Annotated in this window: 18 protein-coding genes; 13 read left to right on the top strand and 5 right to left on the bottom strand. The window is 72.1% G+C overall.

What is annotated here, in order from left to right; translation table 11 throughout:
- Window positions 1-205 precede the first annotated feature (205 nt).
- Complete coding sequence (locus ACWCQK_RS04525) at window positions 206-1,915, top strand: BACON domain-containing protein (RefSeq protein ID WP_451151851.1); 1,710 nt, start codon at window positions 206-208, stop codon at window positions 1,913-1,915.
- Between the two features lie 38 nt (window positions 1,916-1,953).
- Here ACWCQK_RS04525 and ACWCQK_RS04520 read toward each other — a convergent pair whose 3' ends face one another.
- The gene (locus ACWCQK_RS04520) at window positions 1,954-2,802 is read right to left on the bottom strand and encodes a hypothetical protein (protein WP_451151849.1); all 849 of its coding nucleotides are present in this window, start codon (window positions 2,800-2,802) and stop codon (window positions 1,954-1,956) included.
- 83 nt (window positions 2,803-2,885) lie between these two features.
- Here ACWCQK_RS04520 and ACWCQK_RS04515 point away from each other — a divergent pair, with 83 nt between their 5' ends.
- The 4 genes from ACWCQK_RS04515 (at window position 2,886) to ilvD (ending at window position 7,536) form a co-directional block, all read left to right on the top strand.
- Window positions 2,886-3,818 (top strand): Ppx/GppA phosphatase family protein, encoded by a 933-nt coding sequence (locus ACWCQK_RS04515; protein ID WP_451151847.1) that lies wholly within the window; start codon window positions 2,886-2,888, stop codon window positions 3,816-3,818.
- 115 nt (window positions 3,819-3,933) lie between these two features.
- The gene (locus ACWCQK_RS04510; RefSeq protein WP_451151845.1) at window positions 3,934-4,758 is read left to right on the top strand and encodes a sugar phosphate isomerase/epimerase family protein; all 825 of its coding nucleotides are present in this window, start codon (window positions 3,934-3,936) and stop codon (window positions 4,756-4,758) included.
- Complete coding sequence (locus ACWCQK_RS04505; protein WP_451151843.1) at window positions 4,755-5,360, top strand: TetR/AcrR family transcriptional regulator; 606 nt, start codon at window positions 4,755-4,757, stop codon at window positions 5,358-5,360. Before ACWCQK_RS04510 ends, ACWCQK_RS04505 begins: the two co-directional genes overlap by 4 nt.
- Before the next feature lie 322 nt (window positions 5,361-5,682).
- The gene (gene ilvD / locus ACWCQK_RS04500; protein ID WP_451151841.1) at window positions 5,683-7,536 is read left to right on the top strand and encodes a dihydroxy-acid dehydratase; all 1,854 of its coding nucleotides are present in this window, start codon (window positions 5,683-5,685) and stop codon (window positions 7,534-7,536) included.
- Between the two features lie 46 nt (window positions 7,537-7,582).
- Here ilvD and ACWCQK_RS04495 read toward each other — a convergent pair whose 3' ends face one another.
- Window positions 7,583-9,670 (bottom strand): protein kinase domain-containing protein, encoded by a 2,088-nt coding sequence (locus ACWCQK_RS04495; RefSeq protein WP_451151839.1) that lies wholly within the window; start codon window positions 9,668-9,670, stop codon window positions 7,583-7,585.
- A gap of 179 nt (window positions 9,671-9,849) precedes the next feature.
- Here ACWCQK_RS04495 and ACWCQK_RS04490 point away from each other — a divergent pair, with 179 nt between their 5' ends.
- From ACWCQK_RS04490 to ACWCQK_RS04475, 4 genes are all read left to right on the top strand, one after another.
- The gene (locus ACWCQK_RS04490; protein WP_451151837.1) at window positions 9,850-10,161 is read left to right on the top strand and encodes an SH3 domain-containing protein; all 312 of its coding nucleotides are present in this window, start codon (window positions 9,850-9,852) and stop codon (window positions 10,159-10,161) included.
- A gap of 28 nt (window positions 10,162-10,189) precedes the next feature.
- Window positions 10,190-10,531 carry a hypothetical protein gene (locus tag ACWCQK_RS04485; RefSeq protein WP_451151835.1) on the top strand — a complete coding sequence of 114 codons (342 nt, stop codon included), beginning with the start codon at window positions 10,190-10,192 and terminating at the stop codon, window positions 10,529-10,531.
- 43 nt (window positions 10,532-10,574) lie between these two features.
- Window positions 10,575-11,093 (top strand): EamA/RhaT family transporter, encoded by a 519-nt coding sequence (locus tag ACWCQK_RS04480; RefSeq protein ID WP_451151833.1) that lies wholly within the window; start codon window positions 10,575-10,577, stop codon window positions 11,091-11,093.
- A gap of 99 nt (window positions 11,094-11,192) precedes the next feature.
- Window positions 11,193-11,966 carry a class I SAM-dependent methyltransferase gene (locus tag ACWCQK_RS04475; protein WP_451151831.1) on the top strand — a complete coding sequence of 258 codons (774 nt, stop codon included), beginning with the start codon at window positions 11,193-11,195 and terminating at the stop codon, window positions 11,964-11,966.
- On the opposite strand, the gene ACWCQK_RS04470 is transcribed toward ACWCQK_RS04475, so the two are convergent.
- Window positions 11,933-13,369 (bottom strand): SulP family inorganic anion transporter, encoded by a 1,437-nt coding sequence (locus tag ACWCQK_RS04470; protein WP_451151829.1) that lies wholly within the window; start codon window positions 13,367-13,369, stop codon window positions 11,933-11,935. The genes ACWCQK_RS04475 and ACWCQK_RS04470 overlap by 34 nt on opposite strands.
- A gap of 237 nt (window positions 13,370-13,606) precedes the next feature.
- Here ACWCQK_RS04470 and ACWCQK_RS04465 point away from each other — a divergent pair, with 237 nt between their 5' ends.
- The 3 genes from ACWCQK_RS04465 to proC all read left to right on the top strand — a co-directional run bounded on the left by ACWCQK_RS04465 (window position 13,607) and on the right by proC (window position 16,269).
- Complete coding sequence (locus ACWCQK_RS04465; protein ID WP_451151827.1) at window positions 13,607-14,443, top strand: ABC transporter ATP-binding protein; 837 nt, start codon at window positions 13,607-13,609, stop codon at window positions 14,441-14,443.
- A complete protein-coding gene (locus ACWCQK_RS04460) occupies window positions 14,440-15,210 on the top strand; it encodes an ABC transporter permease (RefSeq protein ID WP_451151825.1) in 771 nt (256 codons plus the stop codon). The genes ACWCQK_RS04465 and ACWCQK_RS04460 overlap by 4 nt, the downstream gene beginning before the upstream one ends.
- Window positions 15,211-15,459: 249 nt before the next feature.
- The gene (proC, locus tag ACWCQK_RS04455) at window positions 15,460-16,269 is read left to right on the top strand and encodes a pyrroline-5-carboxylate reductase (protein ID WP_451151823.1); all 810 of its coding nucleotides are present in this window, start codon (window positions 15,460-15,462) and stop codon (window positions 16,267-16,269) included.
- A gap of 53 nt (window positions 16,270-16,322) precedes the next feature.
- On the opposite strand, the gene ACWCQK_RS04450 is transcribed toward proC, so the two are convergent.
- The gene (locus ACWCQK_RS04450) at window positions 16,323-16,907 is read right to left on the bottom strand and encodes a cysteine hydrolase family protein (protein WP_451151821.1); all 585 of its coding nucleotides are present in this window, start codon (window positions 16,905-16,907) and stop codon (window positions 16,323-16,325) included.
- Window positions 16,908-17,057: 150 nt separating this feature from the next.
- Here ACWCQK_RS04450 and ACWCQK_RS04445 point away from each other — a divergent pair, with 150 nt between their 5' ends.
- Window positions 17,058-18,035: a GlxA family transcriptional regulator gene (locus ACWCQK_RS04445; protein ID WP_451152936.1), complete on the top strand. Its 978-nt coding sequence runs from the start codon at window positions 17,058-17,060 to the stop codon at window positions 18,033-18,035.
- Here ACWCQK_RS04445 and trpS read toward each other — a convergent pair.
- Window positions 17,975-19,000: a tryptophan--tRNA ligase gene (gene trpS, locus ACWCQK_RS04440; protein WP_451151819.1), complete on the bottom strand. Its 1,026-nt coding sequence runs from the start codon at window positions 18,998-19,000 to the stop codon at window positions 17,975-17,977. The two genes, ACWCQK_RS04445 and trpS, sit on opposite strands and share 61 nt — an antisense overlap.
- Window positions 19,001-19,544 lie beyond the last annotated feature (544 nt).

The raw sequence follows: 19,544 nt of genomic DNA, 5'->3' as shown, positions 1-19,544 counted from the left end.
CCGTACGCGCTGACAACACGGCCACGGCCACCCCGCCGCCGTCCCACGGTCCCCGCGCACCCCGCCGGAACCGGCCACGCCCTGTCACGAACGAGCCATGGGACGGCCCCTTGCTGTCCCCTATTGAGGGATCGTTTCACCCGTCCGGATTAAAAGTGCTCAAGGGGACGGAAGGGACCTGCTCGCGCCGCCTACGGTCGCACGGGTGACAAGCAGCAGTCCGGAGACCACGACCCGCACCACCGGCGCACACCGGGCGCAGCCGCAGGCGCGCGGCCGCGCCGGCACGCGCACCCCGGCCCAGCGGCCGCCCGCGTGCTACGAGCCCTACCTGGACGGCCTGTTCACGTACTGCCTGTCCGTGCTCTGCGACCACGACAGCGCGACCGCCGCCCTGGGCGACGTCCTCGTGCTCGCGGAGCGGCGCGGGCAGCGCGTCCCGGAGGCCGCCGGGGACCTCAGGGCCTGGCTGTACGCGCTGGCCCGCTGGGCGTGCCTGCGCAAGCTGGCCGAGGCCAAGCAGAAACGTCAGAACACGCACGCGGCTGGCCGCCACGGTCCTCGGCAGCCGCAGCCCGCCGTGCCGTCCGGCGCGCAGCCCGTCCCCGACGAGGTCCAGGAGCGGCGGCGGCGCGAGCTCGCGCTGCTGGCCTGGCCCGAGGCCGCCGGCACCACCCCCGAGCAGCGCGAGGCGCTCGAACTCGCCGTACGCCATCACCTCGCCGCCCACGAGGTCGCCGCCGTCCTCGGCCTGGACCTCGCCGCCGCCCGCGAACTGCTCGCCTCCGCCGCCTGCGAGGTCGAGCGCACCCGCGCGGCCCTCGCCGTCGTCGAGACCGGCGGCTGCCCCGGCGTCTCCCACCTCACCGGCGACCAGCGGCTCGTCCTGAGCGCGACCCTGCGCCGCGAACTGGTCCGCCATGTCGACGACTGCCCGCTCTGCCGCCGCGCCGCCGAGCGGGCCGTCTCCGGCCGCTGGCCCGGCGTCATGATCACGCCCGCCGAGCTGCCCGTCCTGGAGGCCCCCCGCGCGGCCCTGACCACGGCGATGGCGCACCTCCCGCGCGCGCGGGGAGCCGCCGCGCCGCGCTTCGACCGGCGCGGCTTCCCGATGGACCCCAAGGACCGCGCGGCCCGCCGGGACCGGCTGCGCGCGCGTGCCGTCACGACCACCGTGGTCGCCACCGTCGTCGCCGCTCCCGTGCTCGCGCTGTGGGCCGCCTACCGGGGCACCCCGACCGGGGAGGGCACCGGCGACCGCTCCCCGAGCGCCAGCGAGGCGCAGGGCCCCGGCAGCCTGGACGGCGAGTCGGCGGGCGGCTACGAGAACGCGGGCAACGCCCGCACCAGGCCGGGCGCCCGCGCGGACGGCACCGAGCCGGACGTCTCCGTGGAGGTCATCAGCGTCGCCGGGGCCGGCAACAAGGACGCCGCCCGCCTCGACGTGACGGCGGGCACCAGCGGCGACACCACCCTGATCACCCTCACCGCGACCGGCGACTCACCGGTCCGCTGGTCCGCCACGACCGGAGCCTCCTGGCTCTACCTCAGCCGCTCGTCGGGCACGCTCGCCCCCGGCACGTCCGTGACGATCAAGGTGTACGTCGACCAGCTGCGCGAGCCGTCCGGACACTGGAACGCGCGCGTGGCGATCGCCCCGGCCGGCGCCGTCGTCTCGATCGAGGGCTACGGCACCGCCCCCGTGCCCTCCGACCCCGGCGGTCCCGGCGACCCGCCCGCGACCGGCGACCCGGACCCGACGCCCACCGGCTCCGCCTCCTCCGACCCGACACCCAGCGACCCGCCCACGACGTCCGACCCGGACCCGACGCCCACCGGCTCCCCGCCCCCGGACCCGGGAAACTCCTCCCCGCCCCCCGACGGCGGGGAGGACCCGAGCCCGTCGACGTCGTAGAGGGGCCGCGCGCACGCGGCGCGCAATCCTGGAGGCTCTCAGATCACCGGGTCCGCCGGATGCGGGGCCAGCAGCGGTAGCTGTGAGGCCAGCCGCTCCTCGCAGAGCTCAACCAGCCGGTCGTAGCCCGCCTTGCCCATCAGCTCGATCAGCTCGGGGCGGTAGGAGACGTACACCGGGTCGCCCGCGCCGTGCGCCGAGGTCGCCGACGTGCACCACCAGTGCAGGTCGTGGCCGCCCGGACCCCAGCCCCGGCGGTCGTACTCACCGATCGACACCTGGAGCACACGCGTGTCGTCGGGCCGGTCGATCCAGTCGTACGTGCGCCGCACCGGCAGCTGCCAGCAGACGTCCGGCTTCGTCTCCAGCGGCTCGCGGCCCTCCTTCAGGGCGAGCAGATGCAGCGAGCAGCCCGCGCCGGCGGCGAAGCCGGGCCGGTTCTGGAAGATGCACGAACCCTGGTAGGGACGCGTCTGCCGGGAGCCCTCGTCGTCCTCGGAGACCCAGCCGGTCTCGGTGCCCACGGCGTGGTTCTGCCATGTCTCCGGAGTGAGCCTCGCCACGTGCTCGGCGACCCGCTTCTCGTCGTCCTCGTCGGAGAAGTGCGCGCCCAGCGTGCAGCACCCGTCGTCCGCGCGGCCGGCCTGGATGCCCTGGCAGCCGCTGCCGAAGATGCAGTTCCAGCGCGAGGTCAGCCAGGTCAGATCGCACCGGAAGACCTGCTCGTCGTCCGCGGGATCCGGGAACTCCACCCACGCGCGCGCGAAGTCCAGCCCCTTCTCGTCGCCCACCGCGGAATCCCGCATCGACCGGGGCGCCTTCGCCTGCGAAGAACCCTTGGCGGATTTGGCCGACTTCTCGTCCTTCGCCTTTTTCGTCTTTGGCACCCGTCCAGGGTAAGTCGCCCGGGGCTCCGTCCGGGACCGCACCGAGACCGGAGCACAGCGTGCCTGGCAGTAGCGTTTCCCGTATGAGACTCGGTGTCCTCGACGTGGGATCGAACACGGTGCATCTGCTGGTGGTGGACGCGCACCGCGGCGCACACCCCCTGCCCGCGCACTCGCACAAGGCGGAACTGCGCCTGGCCCAACTCCTGGACGCGGACGGAGCCATCGGCCCGGACGGGATCGAGAAACTGATCTCCGTGGTCCGGGAAGCGCTCCAGGCCGCCGAGGACAAGGGCGTCGAGGACCTGCTGCCGTTCGCGACCTCCGCCGTGCGCGAGGCCAGCAACGCCGACGACGTCCTCGCGCGCGTGCAGACCGAGACGGGCGTCGAGCTGCGGGTCCTCACCGGGGCCGAGGAGGCCAGACTCACCTTCCTCGCCGCCCGCCGCTGGTACGGCTGGTCGGCCGGGAGGCTGCTGGTCCTCGACATCGGCGGCGGCTCCCTGGAGATCGCCTACGGCATGGACGAGGAACCGGCCGCGGCCGTCTCGCTGCCCCTCGGCGCGGGCCGCCTCACCGCCGGCTGGCTGCCCGGGGACCCGCCCGCCCCCGAGGCCATAAGGTCGCTGCGCCGCCATGTCCGGGCCGAGATCGCCCGCACGGTGGGGGAGTTCAGCCGTCTCGGCACCCCCGACCACGTCGTGGCCACCTCCAAGACCTTCAAACAGCTGGCCCGTCTCGCGGGCGCCGCGCGCTCCGCCGAGGGCCTGTACGCCCAGCGCGAGCTCAAGCGGGAGTCCCTGGAGGCCTGGGTGCCCCGGCTGGCCGGCATGACCGCCGCCCAGCGCGCCGAGCTGCCCGGCGTCTCGGAGGGCCGCTCGGGCCAGCTGCTCGCGGGTGCGCTGGTCGCCGAGGGCGCGATGGACCTGTTCGGGGTCGAGGCGCTGGAGGTCTGCCCCTGGGCGTTGCGGGAGGGCGTGATCCTGCGCAGGCTGGACCACATGGGGGCGGCGTGAGGGGCTGACGCCGGGCGGCGACGCCCGTACGCCCCACCCGAACGCATGGCCGGTTGCCGTGCCTGCCCTTCGGCCCGCTCCCCGGCGCGAAGCCGGGCCCCGTACGCTGTCCTTCGTGGCAGAACCAGTCGTGCGCATCCCGGATGCGAAGGTCGCGCTGTCGACGGCTTCCGTGTATCCGGAGTCGACGGCGACGGCCTTCGAGATCGCCGCGCGCCTCGGCTACGACGGCGTCGAGGTCATGGTCTGGAACGACCCGGTCAGCCAGGACATCGAGGCGCTGCGCCGGCTCAGCGACCACCACCGCGTCCCGATTCTCGCCGTGCACGCTCCGTGCCTGCTCATCACTCAGCGGGTGTGGTCCACCGACCCCTGGATCAAGCTCCAGCGCGCGCGTGCGGCCGCCGAGAAGCTGGGCGCGAGCACGGTCGTCGTCCACCCGCCGTTCCGCTGGCAGCGGCAGTACGCGCGTGATTTCGTCGCCGGTGTCTGGCGGATGGCGAACGAGACGGATGTGCGGTTCGCCGTAGAGAACATGTATCCGTGGCGCTACCGCGACCGCGAGATGCTCGCGTACGCCCCCGACTGGGACGTCACCAAGGACGACTACCGTCACTTCACGATCGATCTCAGCCACACCGCCACCGCCCGCACCGACGCGGTCCAGATGATCGACCGCATGGGCGACCGTCTCGGTCACGTCCATCTGGCCGACGGCACCGGCTCAGGGAAGGACGAGCACCTGGTCCCCGGCCGTGGCGGCCAGCCCTGCGCCGAACTGCTGGAGCGGCTCGCCCGGATCGGCTTCGACGGGCACGTCGTCATCGAGGTCAACACCCGCCGCGCCATGTCCAGCGCCGAACGCGAGGCCGACCTGGCGGAGGCGCTCGCCTTCACCCGTCTGCACCTGGCGTCGGCGGCGAAGGTGCCCCGCCGGTGACCGGCGCCACGGCCCGCGGGCGCGGCCGGCCCCCTCGCGCGGAGTCCGCCGACACCCGCGAGCGGATCCTGGCCGCCGCCCGGGAGGAGTTCTCCGAGCGCGGCTACGAGAAGACGTCCGTGCGCGGTATCGCGAAGGCGGCCGGCGTGGACTCGGCGCTGGTGCACCACTACTTCGGCACCAAGGAACAGGTCTTCGAGGCCGCGATCGAGGTCGCCTTCGCCCCCGCGCTGAACGCGCCGACGGCCCTGACCGACAGCCCGCCGGACGAGGTCGGCGAACGCCTCGCCCGCTTCGTCTTCGGCGTCTGGGAGAGCCCCGTCACCCGTGCGCCCCTGCTGGCGATCCTGCGTTCCGCGGTGAGCAACGACACCGCGGCCGCCGTCTTCCGCCGTCTCGTCGCCTCCCAGCTGCTGCGCCGCATCGCCTCCCAGCTCGACCTGCCGGACGCGGAACTGCGGGCCGAACTCGCGGCCGCCCAGCTCGTGGGCTGCGCGATGCTGCGGTACGTGATCAAGGTGGAACCGCTGGCGTCGGCGGACCTGGAGCAGATCATCGCGCGCGTGGCGCCGGTGGTGCAGGGCCACCTGACCGGCCCCTGACCGGCCCCCGATGAGCCCCTGACCGGGGCCCTCGCCGACCCCCTGACGGCCCCTGACCGGCCCTTTGCTGGTCCCCGAGCGGTTCCCGACCGGTTCCTGACCGGCCCCTTGCCGGTCCCCGGGCACGCCTCCCCGACGGCCCCCGACCGGCCTCCTTGACCCGCCCCGACCGGTTCCGCGGGCCGCCGCCGGCCCCCGGTGTCACGGGCCAGTGAGACATGTGTCCCGCATTCCGGACACCCTGTCCCGACCCCTGGATGACCGGCGTACGCTCGTTAGCAGTCAGAAGTCTCTGATCGCAGTCTCTGAAGGAGCGAGCGCGATGCCCGAGCTGAGGTCCCGCACAGTCACCCACGGCCGCAACATGGCGGGCGCACGCGCCCTTATGCGCGCCTCCGGTGTACCCGGTGCGGACATCGGCCGTAAGCCGATCATCGCCGTCGCCAACAGCTTCACGGAGTTCGTCCCGGGCCACACGCACCTCCAGCCGGTCGGCCGGATCGTGAGCGAGGCCATCAGGGAGGCCGGCGGCATCGCGCGCGAGTTCAACACGATCGCCGTCGACGACGGCATCGCGATGGGTCACGGCGGCATGCTGTACTCCCTGCCCTCCCGCGACCTGATCGCGGACAGCGTGGAGTACATGGTCGAGGCGCACTGCGCCGACGCCCTGATCTGCATCTCCAACTGCGACAAGATCACGCCCGGCATGCTGATGGCGGCCCTGCGCCTGAACATCCCCGCGGTCTTCGTCTCCGGCGGCCCGATGGAGTCCGGCCGCGCGACCCTCGTCGACGGCACGGTCCGCACGCTCGACCTGGTCGACGCGATCTCCGACGCCGTGAACGACAAGATCTCGGACGAGGACATCCTCCGTATCGAGGAGAACGCCTGTCCGACCTGCGGTAGCTGTTCCGGCATGTTCACCGCCAACTCGATGAACTGCCTGACCGAGGCGATCGGCCTCTCCCTCCCCGGCAACGGCTCGGTCCTGGCCACCCACACGGCCCGCAAGGCGCTCTACGAGAACGCGGCCCGTACGGTCATGGACATCACCCGCCGCTACTACGAGCAGGACGACGAGACGGTCCTGCCGCGCACCATCGCGAACTTCGCGTCCTTCCAGAACGCCATGGCGCTCGACATCGCGATGGGCGGCTCGACGAACACGATCCTGCACCTGCTGGCCGCGGCCCAGGAGGCGGGCGTCCCCTTCGGCCTGGAGGAGATCAACGAGGTCTCGCGCCGCGTCCCCTGCCTCGCGAAGGTCGCCCCGAACGTCGCCAAGGACCGCACGTACTACATGGAGGACGTGCACCGGGCCGGCGGCATCCCCGCCCTCCTCGGCGAGCTGCACCGCGCCGGTCTGCTCAACGAGGACGTGTACTCCGTGCACAGCCCGTCCCTGGCCGACTGGCTGAAGACCTGGGACGTGCGCGGCGGCTCCCCGTCCGCCGAGGCGGTGGAACTGTGGCACGCGGCCCCCGGCTGCGTCCGCTCCGCCGAGGCCTTCTCCCAGTCCGAGCGCTGGGCGGCCCTCGACCAGGACGCCGAGAACGGCTGCATCCGCTCCGCCGAGCACGCGTACTCCAAGGACGGCGGCCTCGCGGTCCTCAAGGGCAACCTGGCGGTCGACGGCTGCGTGGTGAAGACGGCCGGCGTCGACGAGTCGATCTGGACCTTCGAGGGCCCGGCGGTGGTCTGCGAGTCCCAGGAGGAGGCCGTCGAGAAGATCCTCAACAAGCAGGTGAAGGACGGCGACGTCGTCGTCATCCGCTACGAGGGTCCCAAGGGCGGCCCCGGCATGCAGGAGATGCTCTACCCGACCTCCTTCCTCAAGGGCCGGGGCCTAGGCAAGACCTGCGCGCTGATCACGGACGGCCGCTTCTCCGGCGGCACCTCCGGCCTGTCCATCGGCCACGCCTCCCCGGAGGCCGCGTCCGGCGGCACGATCGCCCTCGTCGAGGACGGCGACCGCATCCGCATCGACATCCCGAACCGCACCATCGACCTGCTCGTCGACGACGCGGAGCTGGCCCGGCGCGAGCAGGCCCTCGGTGGCGTGTACGCGCCGAAGCAGCGGGAGCGCAAGGTGTCGGCGGCGCTGCGCGCGTACGCGGCGATGGCGACCAGCGCGGACAAGGGCGCCGTGCGCGATGTGAGCAAGCTGGGCTGAGGCCCGGTGACAGGGGGCCGTCTCCTCGGAGACGGCCCCCCGCGTCTCACCAGTCCGAGGGCCGCCGGGCGTCCACGGCGAAGACGCTGCCGTCGGGGGCGGTGGCGTACACGTGCCCGCCCTCGACGACCGGCTCGGGGAGCGCGGCGACGACCTGCCCGGAATTCGCGTTCAGCCGCGGCGGAGTCTGCCCGAGCAGCTTGCCACTACGGACATCGGCGGCGAGGAGACGTCCGTCGGGGGTGGTGATGTACACGTGCCGACCGTCGGAGACCGGCGTCGAGCCCCGGAACACTCCCGTCTCCAGGCTCCACAGCTGCCGCCTCGCCTCCATGTCCACGACCACCAGTGATCCGCCGGTGGCCATGAGGTGGACGAGGTTCCCGCGCACGGTGACGTGGACCTGTTCGAGCGGGACGGTGAGCGCCACCCGCCGCGTCGTGTGGGAGGCGGGGGTGTAGCGCACCACGGACGTCGTTCTCCCGTACACCGAGTCGTCGGCGACGAAGGAGACCGAGCCGTCGCCCGCGCCGACGACCGTCAGGGTGCCCTTCAGCACCGCCTCCCAGCGCACATCACCCGTACCCGGGTCCACCGCCGTGACCCGGGTGCTCGTCCCGTCGTCGGACGGGCTCGCCGCGTACGCCAGCGGGTCACCGGTGAACGTGGTGAAGTACGGCGTGCTCTGGCCCGGGATCCGGCGGTTCCACTTCGTGGTGCCGGAAGCGCCGTCCACCCCGCTGACGTTCCCGTCGGCGCCGGTGACCAGGAGCATGTCACCCGCGCGCACCAGCCCGCTGTACACGGGCAGGTCCCGCCGCCAGGCCGCGCGGCCCGAGGCCGGATCGAGCGCTTCAAGACGTCGGTCGCTGCCCAGTGCGGGCTGTACGAGTCCACCCGACATCACCGGCGGTCCGTTCCTGGGCGTCCGTGCGACGGTGTGCCGCCACAACAGGTGTCCGTCGGACGGTTCGAGGGCGAAGACCACGCCCGGCTGCGCGCAGAGCAGCCTTCCTGCCCCGTACGAACAATGGGGGGTGCTCGTCCCGGACACGGGTGTCGCTCCCCACGGGCTGAACTCGGCGGACGGCGTCGGTGAGGCACTCCTCGGGGCGCCGCTCTCCCCGGCGGCGAGCTGGGTCGCGACCAGCGCGCCGATCACGGCGAGGCCGAGCGCCCCGGCCCGCAGAGCCGTCGGCCTGCTCATCCGTCCGACGCGGCGCCGCTTCGGCTCTTCGACACGGCGCTCCGGCTTCGACGCGCCATCGGGCCGCCGCCCCGGTACGAAGGACTGCGTGTCGTACGAGGCCGCCACCGACCGCAGTTCCCGCATGAGTTCGTCCGGCGTGGGCCGGTCCTCGGGCTCCTTGGCGAGGCAGCGCAGCACGAGCGGCGCGAGGTCCTCCGGCACGTCGGTCAGGTCGGGCTCGTCGTGCACCACCTGGTAGGCGACGACGTAGGGACTGTCGGAGTCGAAGGGCCCACGCCCGGTCGCCGCGTGCACCATCACGGAACCGAGCGCGAAGACGTCGGCGGCGGGACCCACCTCGCGGGGCCTGCGGAACTGCTCGGGCGCCATGAACGGCGGCGTCCCGATCAACTTTCCGGTCTCTGTGCGCAGTTCGCTGTCCTTCGGCCGTGAGATGCCGAAGTCGATGACCTTCGGACCGTCCTCGGCGAGCAGCACGTTGCTCGGTTTGAGGTCCCGGTGCACCACGCCGACGCGATGGATGTCGCGCAGGGCCTCGGCCAGTCCGGCCATCAGCCGGCGCAACTGGGCCGGATCCATCGCTCCGTTCCGCTTCACCTCGTCGGAGAGGGTCGGGCCGGGGATGAACAGGGTGGCCATCCAGGGCCGTCCGGCCTCCGGGTCGGCGTCGACGACGGACGCGGTGAAGGCTCCGCTCACCCGCCGCGCCGCGGCCACCTCCTGCCGGAAACGCCCTCTGAACTCGGGATCCCGGGCGAACGCGGCGTGCACCACCTTCACCGCGACCTTCATCCCGGAGGTGCTGCGGGCCAGGTGGACGACGCCCATGCCGCCGGAGCCCAGACGTGACTCAAGGTGGTAGTGACCGGCGTACTCGGGAAGTTCCGCTTCCGCGCCCGCTCCGATGTTCTGCTGTGGCGCCATGGAACCACCCCCGTGCTGATCGTCGGCGCGCGAGCACGGAGCCTAGTCGATGACTCGTACGGGACAGAGGCGGCTTGCTGGCTGATGCGTACGAGTTACGTACGTATGTTTCACCGTGTGATTCCAGGGAATCAACGGGGTCCCATGGCAGTCATGGGGTGCAACAGGGGGAGATTTCCATGTCTGTTGACCGTGTCGAAGAGACGGCGGCCGCAGCCGAGGCTGCGGCCGTCACCGCGGGGTTGACGTACTACTCGATCGCGCCGGGGGTCCGTCTCAATGTCCGCAGCGGTCCCGGCACCGGCTACACCGTCGTCCGCGTCCTGGCCGAGGGTGCCAAGGTCCCGATCTTCTGTCAGACGCCGGGCTCGACGGTCGCGGGTCCGTACGGCACCAGCAACATCTGGGACAACGTCGACGACGGCGAGTACGTCTCGGACTCGTACGTGCACACGGGCAGCGACGGCTACATCCGGCCGCGCTGCTCCTGAGAACGCCACCATCACCCAGGGGGAACCGATGACATCCCGCAGACGTAGATCCGTTCTTGTGGCGGGTACCGCCGCCGGAGCCCTCCTCATGGTGGTGGGCTCCGCCACGGTGGCCAGCGCGGATCTGCGCTACTACACGACCGCCGACGTCCGCGTGAACGTCCGCAGCGGTCCCGGCACGGGCTACAACATCACCCGCACCCTGCCCGGCTCGTCCAGGGTCGTCATCTACTGCCAGACGCCGGGCACGACCGTCACGGGCACGTACGGCACGACGAACATCTGGGACAACATCAGTAACGGCGAGTTCGTCTCCGACGCCTACGTCAACACGGGCAGCGACGGCTACGTCGCCTCACGCTGCGCCTGATCCCACCCACGGAGCCCGCGGTCCGCCCAGCCATAATCAAAGGGTGAGCGACAAGACCGACACCCCACCCACCCCCGCGGGCTCCCCGGGGGACCCGGCCGGTGCCCCCCGCCCCGAGCCCCTCCGTTTCTTCGGTACGGGCTGGGTGAACCACGACAACGGCTACCCGGCCCGCCGCGTCGGCGTGGCCGTCGGCTCGCTCGCCGCGGCGGTCGTCTCCTGTCTGGTCCTCCGCTTCGCCTACCAGGGCCTGCGGATCGCCGACATCGGCAGCTTCGTGACCGTCCTCGTCATCGTCATGTTCGCGATCTGCAGCGCGCTGGCCTTCGGCCACACCTGGGAGGCGTTCCGCAAGCGTCCCGACCCCGACCGGCAGGCGTCCCTGCGCGGTCTGCTGGCCATCGGCTTCGTCGGCTCGCTCCTCGCCTACTTCTTCCGCTCCCTCACCGAGGCCCCCGGGGAGAAGCTCCACCGCGAGGAGTACGAGGCGGCCCGGCAGCGGTTCGAGCAGCGCACGACCCGCCGCACCGGCAACCCGTCGAAGAAGCGCCGCCGCTCCTAGCCCTGTCGGTCCCAGCGCCCGGGCCGGTCCTTCCCGGGGCCTTTCACGCTCTCGGCAGAAGCGGATGTACTCCGCAGTCATCGGCGTCAGCATGGCGGTATGACGGCTTTCTCGCATGCCAGTCGGGCCCACTCCTTCAACGCCGCCGCGGCCCAGTACGCGGCGAACCGTCCCGCCTACCCGTCCACCCTTTTCGACGCGGTCGAGGCGCTCGCCGGCCGTCCGCTGCGTGGCGCCCGTGTCGCGGACATCGGCGCCGGCACCGGCATCGCGACCGCCCTGCTGCACGCCCGCGGCGCCGACGTGATCGCCGTCGAACCCGGTGAGGGCATGGCGGCGCAGTTTCGCCGCACCCTGCCCGACGTGCCCCTCGTCCGCGGCGACGGCAACGCCCTTCCCCTCGCCACCGCCTCCGCAGACTTCCTCACCTACGCCCAGGCCTGGCACTGGACCGACCCCGCGCACGCGATCCCGGAGGCCCTGCGCGTACTGCGTCCGGGCGGTGCGCTGGCGCTGTGGTGGAACACGGATCCGCACGACGTCGGCTGGATCACCGACCAGGCGGACCGCATCGGACGCCACTTCGGCGGCGAGCACACCGCCAGGCAGGGCTCGTCAGGGGACCGGACGCCGCGCGTCTTCGAGGGCGCGCCGGCCGTCCCGGACCATGCGCGCCGCGTGGTCCGCTGGAGCCGCACGGTCCCGCTCGACACGCACCTCGCCAACCTGGGCAGCCACTCGACCTTCCTGGTGCGGGGCGAGGCGGCGACGAACGCCTTCCTCGCCCACGAGCGCGAGCACCTCCTGAAGATCTTCCCGACCGGCCTGGTCGAGGAGGTCTACGACGTCCTGCTGATCGTGGCCACCCCCTGACGACCCTCCCGCTCGGCGGCCCAGCCCTCCAGGGCCGCCGTGCAGGCATGGTCCACATGGCGCAGCCCGCCCAGTTCCAGCCGCACCTCGCGGTCCCGCGGCAGCGCCTCCAGGGCGTCCAGCAGCTTCGGCAGCCGCAGGAACGTCGCATGCCCCAGCACCCGTACGACGAGCCCCGCCTCGCCGCGATCCTCGGTCTCGACGTGCACATGGCTGATCTCCCAGGCCGTCTTCGCCACGGCCAGCGCCAGCCCGACCAGCACCCCCTCGAAGAGGTTCCCGGCGACGATCGCGACCGCCGTCACGCCGAGCACCACCACCTCCCCGCGGTGCCCGCGCCACAGCGCCCGCACCTCGCGCACCGGCACGAGCTTGCACCCGGCGTGCACCAGCAGCCCGGCCAGCGCCGCCACCGGGAGCACCCCGAGCACCCCGGGCAGCGCGGCGGTGAACAGCAGCAGCCACACCCCGTGCAGCACCCGCGACGCCTTGGTCCGCGCCCCCGCGCGCACGTTCGCGGCGCTGCGCACGATCACCGCCGTCATCGGCAGCGCCCCCAGCAGGCCGCACACGGTGTTCCCCGCGCCCTGCGCCATCAGCTCCCGGTCGTAGTCCGTGCGCGGTCCGGTGTGCAGCCGGTCCACCGCCGCCGCGCTGAACAACGACTCCGCGGACGCGATCAGCGCGAAGGCCACGACGGTCCCGATCACCCCCACTTCCGTCAGCCGCCCGACATCCGCCGCCTCGGGCACCCGCACCGCGTCCAGCAGCCCGCGCACCTCGACCCGCCGCACGTCCAGGTCGAACAGCGCGGTCACCGCCGCCGCCGACGCCACCGCGACCAGCGGCGCGGGCACCAGCCGCGCACCCCGCCGCCAGCGCGGCCAGAGCAGCAGTACAGCCATGGTGGCACCGCCCACCGACAACGCCACCGGGTCCATCAGACCGGGCAGCGACACCAGCCCGGCGAGTTTCGCGAGGCCGCCCGCCGGGGCGGCCACGTCCCCGAGGGCGTAGACCTGCCCGGCGACCAGCACCAGGCCGATGCCGGCCAGCATCCCCTGGACGACGGCCACGGACACGGCCCGGAACCACCGGCCGAGCCGCAGTGCGCCCAGCCCGAGCTGCACGAGCCCGGCCGCGCACACCAACACCCCGAGCGCTTCGAGGCCGTAGGCCCGGACAGCCTCGTACACCAGCACGGTCAGCCCCGCCGCGGGCCCGCTGACCTGGAGGCTGCTGCCGGGCAGCAGCCCGGCGACCAGCCCACCGACGATGCCGGTGACCAGCCCCAGTTCGGCGGGCACGCCGGAGGCGATGGCGACGCCCACGCAGAGTGGCAGGGCGACGAGGAAGACGACGAGGGAAGCGAACAGATCGGCTTTGCTCAGGCCACGGCGCATGACAGCAGCACCTCCGGTAGACAGCAGAGATGCGTGGGCGCCGAGCCGGGGGAGGGCTCGGCGAACTGAAATCCATTGTCGGTAGCGGGAGTTGGCCCGTGGTCCGTTTCGTGTGTGCACCCGGTGAACACGGAGGCGGATGAACCGGAGAGTCCGCTTCCAATCCCACCGCCGCGCGCCTGCGCCGCCGCGCGCACCCACTTGACGGCTCCTCGGCCCGCGAGCATTATTCATCACATGATGAATTACATGCCGGAGCCGCCGGAGACCGGCACCGGAGCCGATACCGGCACCAGCGCCAAGACCGCCGCCCCACCCGCGATCCACGCCGAAGCCCTCACCGTCGTCCGTGGCCCCCGAACCGTCCTGCGCGGCATCGACTTCACCGTTCCGCGCGGCCAGATCACCGGCCTCCTCGGCCCCTCCGGCTGCGGCAAGTCGACCCTCATGCGCGCGATCGTCGGCACCCAGGCCAAGGTCACCGGCACCCTGGACGTCCTCGGCCGCCCCGCCGGCCACCCCGCCCTGCGCACCCGCATCGGCTACGTCACCCAGGCCGCCTCCGTCTACGACGACCTGACGGTCCGCCAGAACCTCGACTACTTCGCCGCGATCCTCGACCCGGGCCGATCCGCCGCCGCCCGCCGCCGTGCCGACGTCACCCGCGCCATCGCCGACGTCGACCTCACCGGCCACGCCGACTCCCTCGCCGGCAACCTCTCCGGCGGCCAGCGCAACCGCGTCTCCCTCGCGGTCGCCCTCCTCGGAACCCCCGAACTCCTGGTCCTGGACGAGCCGACCGTCGGCCTCGACCCCGTCCTGCGCCGAGACCTGTGGAACCTCTTCCACCACATCGCCGAATCCCGCGGCGCGACCCTCCTCGTCTCCTCCCACGTCATGGACGAGGCCGAGCGCTGCCACCGCCTCCTCCTGATGCGCGCGGGCGAGATCCTCGCCGACGACAGTCCCGACGCCCTCCGCACCCGCACCGGCTCCGAAACCGTCGAGGCGGCCTTCCTGCACCTGGTGGACGAGGCCGTCGCGGCCGGCCACGCGAAGGAGACAGCCCGATGAGCACCACAGCCCCCGCCCCCGCCGCCGCCCTCAACCTCTCCCGCACCACGGCCACCGCGGCCCGTGTCCTGCGCCAACTCCGCCACGACCCGCGCACCATCGCGCTGCTGATCCTGATCCCCTGCCTGATGCTGGTCCTGCTGCGCTACGTCTTCGACGGCAGCCCGCGCACCTTCGACAACATCGGCGCCTCCCTGCTCGGCGTCTTCCCGCTGATCACGATGTTCCTGGTCACCTCCATCGCCACCCTGCGCGAACGCACCTCGGGCACCCTCGAACGCCTCCTCGCCATGCCCCTCGGCAAGGGCGACCTGATCGCCGGCTACGCCCTCGCCTTCGGCATCCTCGCGATCATCCAGTCCGCCCTGGCCACGGGCCTGGCGGTCTGGTTCCTGGGCCTCGACGTCGTCGGCTCCCCCTGGCTGCTGCTCCTGGTGGCCCTGCTCGACGCGCTCCTGGGCACCGCGCTCGGGCTCTTCGTCTCGGCCTTCGCGGCCTCGGAGTTCCAGGCCGTCCAGTTCATGCCCGCGGTGATCTTCCCGCAGCTCCTGCTCTGCGGCCTCTTCACGCCCCGCGACGCCATGCACCCGGTCCTGAAGGGCATCTCCGACGTCATGCCCATGTCGTACGCGGTCGACGGCATGAACGAGGTCCTCAAGCACACCGACATGACGGCCACCTTCCTCCGGGACGTGCTGATCGTGGCGGGCTGCGCCCTGCTGGTCCTGGGCCTCGGAGCGGCCACCCTGCGCCGCCGAACCGCCTGACCCCCCCGGCTTCCGACCCTCGACCCCCGACCACCGACTTCCGACCCCGAGTCCCGACCCCCGACGTCACTCCGCTCCACTCCACTCCGCGACGTCACTCCGCAGCGCCGGCCAGGGCCCTACCGCCCGTCCGGCGCTCCTGGACGAACCGGGCCGCGCCACGTCCGCCCACCGGACGCCTCACCCGAGCCGAAGCCCCCCGGTGCGAGGATGAACCCGGACGACGCACCCCTCGGAGGCAGCCCAGCCATGACCCAGAACGTCGCAGTCCTCGGCACCGGCAAGATCGGCGAAGCCCTGCTCAGCGGAATGATCCGCGGCGGCTGGGCCCCGTCGGACCTCCTGGTCACCGCCCGCCGCGCGGAACGAGCCGAAGAACTCCGCAGCCGCTACGGAGTCACCCCGGTCACCAACGCCGAGGCCGCCAAGACCGCCGACACCCTGATCCTCACGGTCAAACCCCAGGACATGGGCACCCTCCTCGACGAACTCGCGCCGCACGTGCCCGCCGACCGCCTGATCATCAGCGGCGCCGCCGGCATCACCACCGCCTTCGTCGAGGAACGCCTCACCACCGGCACCCCGGTCGTCCGCGTCATGACGAACACCCCCGCCCTCGTCGACGAGGCGATGTCCGTCATCTCCGCGGGCAGCCACGCCACCGCCGCCCATGTCGCCCACGCCGAGGAGATCTTCGGCGCGGTCGGCAAGACCCTCCGCGTCCCCGAGTCCCAGCAGGACGCCTGCACCGCCCTCTCCGGCTCGGGCCCGGCGTACTTCTTCTACCTGGTGGAAGCCATGACCGACGCCGGCATCCTGCTCGGTCTGCCCCGCGACAAGGCCCTCGACCTGATCGTCCAGTCCGCGATCGGCGCCGCGACCATGCTCCGCGACAGCGGCGAACACCCGGTCAGACTCCGCGAGAACGTCACCTCCCCCGCCGGCACCACCATCAGCGCCATCCGCGAACTCGAGAACCACGGCGTACGAGCCGCCCTCATCGCCGCCCTCGAAGCCGCCCGCGACCGCAGCCGCGCCCTGGCCTCCGGCAACAACTGACCCACGCCGCCCCGCCCCGCCGCCCCCTGTCGTCAGGGGGCGGCGCGCGCACCTCATCCCGCCGCGTCCACGACCTCCCGCGTGGTCACCACCCGCGCGAACCCGCCGCCGTGCAGCGACACCGCCGACGTCTCCGCCAGCTCCTGCGCACCACGACGCCAGCCGAACGGCCCTTCCAGGTCGAAGGTGTACGTCGCGTCATACGCGACCACCACCTCGTACCCGAGGTTCCCGCCCATCCGTGCCGTCGTCTCCACACACATGTTGGTCTGGATCCCGGCCACGACGACCTGCGAGATCCCCGCCGCCTTCAGCCACGCGTCCAGATCGGGCGTCCCCAGGAACGCCGAGTTCACCGTCTTCGTCAGCAACAGCTCAGCCCCGGCCCCCTTTCCGCGCCGCCGCTCCACGTACTCCTTGAATCCGTTCCCCTCGTACCCCGGCCGCAGCGGCGACAGCGGGTTCGACGAGTCGTGCCGGACGAAGACGACGGGCCGCCCCGTCGCCTGCCACACGTCGATGAGCGACGCGATGTTGTCATCGGCCCCGGGATTGTTCCGCGACCCCCAGAAGTCCAGCTCCTCGAAGCCCCGCTGTACGTCGACGACCACCAGTGCTGCGTTCTCCGCGATCTCCATGTCCACGATCCTGCCGCCGGGAGCACACCGGTCCCAGCAGGGCGGAAGACAGCGATCGATGGTTTACTGCCACCCGTGGACGGCTCACACGGCCCGACGGCCGGCCCGAAGGACCGCCGGAACGACCCCTCGAAACAGCGCCCGTACCGCGTGGCGCTGGTCGCCTTCCCGGGCGTCCGCGCCTTCGACGTCTCCGTCATCACCGAGGTCTGGGGCACCGACCGCACCGACCGTGGCGCCCCCGCCTTCGTCCTGCGCCGAGTCGCCCCGGACACCACCCCCGTCCCGATGCGCGGCGGACTCACCCTTCTCCCCGACCGCCCCCTCACCTGGCTGGACCAGGCCGACCTGATCGTGGTCCCCGGCCTCGACGACCACTTCACCCCCGCACCCGCCCCCGTCCTGGCCGCCCTTCGCCGCGCCCACGCCCGGGGCACCACCCTCGCCGCCCTGTGCGGCGGCGCCTTCACCCTCGCCCAGTCAGGTCTTCTCGACGGCCGCCGCGCCATCACCCACTGGAACCTGATCGACCACCTCCGCACCCATCACCCCCTCGTCACCGTCGTCCCCGACGCCCTCTTCATCGAGGACGACAACATCTGGACCGCCGCCGGCACCGCGGCCGGCATCGACCTCTGCCTGCACCTGGTCCGCACCGCACACGGTGCCGAAGCGGCCGCCACCATCGCCCGCTCGATGGTCACCGCGCCCTTCCGCACCGGCACGCAGGCCCAGTTCATCGAGCACCCCACCCCGCACACGGACCGCGACGCCGACAGCCTCGCCGCCGTCCGCGAACACGCCCTGCGCCACCTCGACCAGCCCCTCACGGTCGCGGACCTGGCCGCCCACGCCGGCATGTCCGCCCGCTCCTTCGCCCGCCACTTCACCGCGAAGACCGGCACCACCCCCTTGCGCTGGCTCCTCGACCAGCGCATCGCCGCGGCGCAGAAGCTCCTCGAACGCACCGACCTCCCCATGCCCGAGGTCGCCCGCCGCGCGGGCTTCGGCAGCGAGGTCACGATGCGCCAGCACTTCGCCTCGCGCCTCGCCACCAGCCCGCGCGCCTACCGGGCCGCGTTCACCACGGTCTCCGGCACCGGTGGCAACAACCCGATCGCCCGATAGGCGGTATCGACGACCGGCCGGGCCATCGCCCGCGCCCGCTCCGCACCATCCCGCAGCACCCCCTCGACATACGCCGGATCCGCGCACAACTCCTTGTGCCTGGCCCGTACGGGTTCGAGCAGCTCGACCACCGCCTCCGCGGTGTCCTTCTTCAAGGCGCCGTACGACTCATATACACCGCCCAAGGCCTCGGGGTTCCCACCCGTACAGGCGGCGAGGATCTCCAGCAGATTCGACACCCCCGGACGCGCCGCCCGGTCGTACACGACGTCCCGACCGCTGTCGGTCACGGCCCGCATCACCTTCTTGCGCACCACGTCCGGCTCGTCCAGCAGATAGACGATCCCCGGCCCGGCGTCATCGCTCTTTCCCATCTTCGACGCGGGCTCCTGAAGATTCATGACCCGGGCCGCCACCGGCGGATGTGTCGCCCGCGGCACCACGAACGCCTGCCCGTAGCGCTGGTTGAACCGCACGGCCAGATCCCGCGTCAGCTCCACGTGCTGCGCCTGGTCGTCCCCCACAGGTACCTCATCGGTCCCGTAGGCCAGGATGTCCGCCGCCATCAGCACCGGATACGTCAGCAGCGACAGCCGCAGACTCCCGCCACGGTCCCGCTCCCGCGCGGCCTTCTCCTTGTACTGGATCATCCGCCGCATCTCGCCGTCGGTGGCCACACACTCCAGTACGTACGACAGCCGCGCGTGCTCGTCCACATGGCTCTGTACGAACAGGGTGCACAGCCGGGGATCCAGCCCCGCCGCGAGCAACAGCGTCGCCGCCTGCCGGCTCAGCCGGCGCACCCGGCCCGGATCGTGCTCGACGGTCAGCGCGTGCAGGTCGACGACGCAGAACAACGCGTCCGCCCGGTGCTGGTCGACCGCGGCCCACTGCCGCATGGCCCCCAGGTAGTTCCCCAGGGTCAGGTGCCCGGTCGGCTTGATCCCGCTGAAAACCCGCTTCATCTCTCCACCTCCTGGTCGAGACCGCCGCACCCGGCCGGCCGACCCTCTGGAGGGAGAAACGAGAACGGCCGCCGAAGCGGCGGCCGTTTGAGTACATACGTGTGTACGGCCGCCGTCAGGCGGCCCACCACAGCTGGGTGCACGTACGCGTAGTCACGTCCGCCAGCCTACGCACCACGGAGCCCGCGCGGGGGGAGGTTGACACACCCCGATCGGGTGCGTAATGTTCTCCGAGTTGTCCGACGTGAGCGCCGACCCCGGTCGGTCCCCGGACAGCCATCTCGCAAGTACCAACCAACATTCGACGATCAGTCGGCATGTCTGCCCGTCTGCGTTGTTTCATTGGCGTGCGTATTCGCGAAATGAGGAATCCGCGTTCGAAAGGACACGGGCCCCCGATTAGCTCGGGAGCCGGGAATCCGCTAAAGTCTCACTCGTCGGAACGGCCCACGGCCGGGAAGACAAGCCCCCTCTGACTGGGAGTCAGGCCCGAAAGGATCTGATAGAGTCGGAACCGCCGGAAAGGGAAACGCGGAAGCGGAAA

Source organism: Streptomyces sp. NPDC002306 (assembly GCF_053593435.1).
Note: the sequence above shows the minus strand (reverse complement) of the source record. Positions and strands in the feature narration are given on the sequence as shown.

What these genes read in the sequence shown, in the direction of transcription:
- ACWCQK_RS04515 (WP_451151847.1), top strand. Translation starts at nt 2,886, where the DNA reads ATGAGACTCGGTGTCCTCGACGTGGGATCGAACACGGTGCATCTGCTG.
- ilvD (WP_451151841.1), top strand. Translation starts at nt 5,683, where the DNA reads ATGCCCGAGCTGAGGTCCCGCACAGTCACCCACGGCCGCAACATGGCG.
- ACWCQK_RS04495 (WP_451151839.1), bottom strand. Translation starts at nt 9,670, where the DNA reads ATGGCGCCACAGCAGAACATCGGAGCGGGCGCGGAAGCGGAACTTCCC.
- ACWCQK_RS04490 (WP_451151837.1), top strand. Translation starts at nt 9,850, where the DNA reads ATGTCTGTTGACCGTGTCGAAGAGACGGCGGCCGCAGCCGAGGCTGCG.
- ACWCQK_RS04485 (WP_451151835.1), top strand. Translation starts at nt 10,190, where the DNA reads ATGACATCCCGCAGACGTAGATCCGTTCTTGTGGCGGGTACCGCCGCC.
- ACWCQK_RS04475 (WP_451151831.1), top strand. Translation starts at nt 11,193, where the DNA reads ATGACGGCTTTCTCGCATGCCAGTCGGGCCCACTCCTTCAACGCCGCC.
- ACWCQK_RS04470 (WP_451151829.1), bottom strand. Translation starts at nt 13,369, where the DNA reads ATGCGCCGTGGCCTGAGCAAAGCCGATCTGTTCGCTTCCCTCGTCGTC.
- ACWCQK_RS04465 (WP_451151827.1), top strand. Translation starts at nt 13,607, where the DNA reads ATGATGAATTACATGCCGGAGCCGCCGGAGACCGGCACCGGAGCCGAT.
- ACWCQK_RS04460 (WP_451151825.1), top strand. Translation starts at nt 14,440, where the DNA reads ATGAGCACCACAGCCCCCGCCCCCGCCGCCGCCCTCAACCTCTCCCGC.
- proC (WP_451151823.1), top strand. Translation starts at nt 15,460, where the DNA reads ATGACCCAGAACGTCGCAGTCCTCGGCACCGGCAAGATCGGCGAAGCC.
- ACWCQK_RS04450 (WP_451151821.1), bottom strand. Translation starts at nt 16,907, where the DNA reads ATGGAGATCGCGGAGAACGCAGCACTGGTGGTCGTCGACGTACAGCGG.
- trpS (WP_451151819.1), bottom strand. Translation starts at nt 19,000, where the DNA reads ATGAAGCGGGTTTTCAGCGGGATCAAGCCGACCGGGCACCTGACCCTG.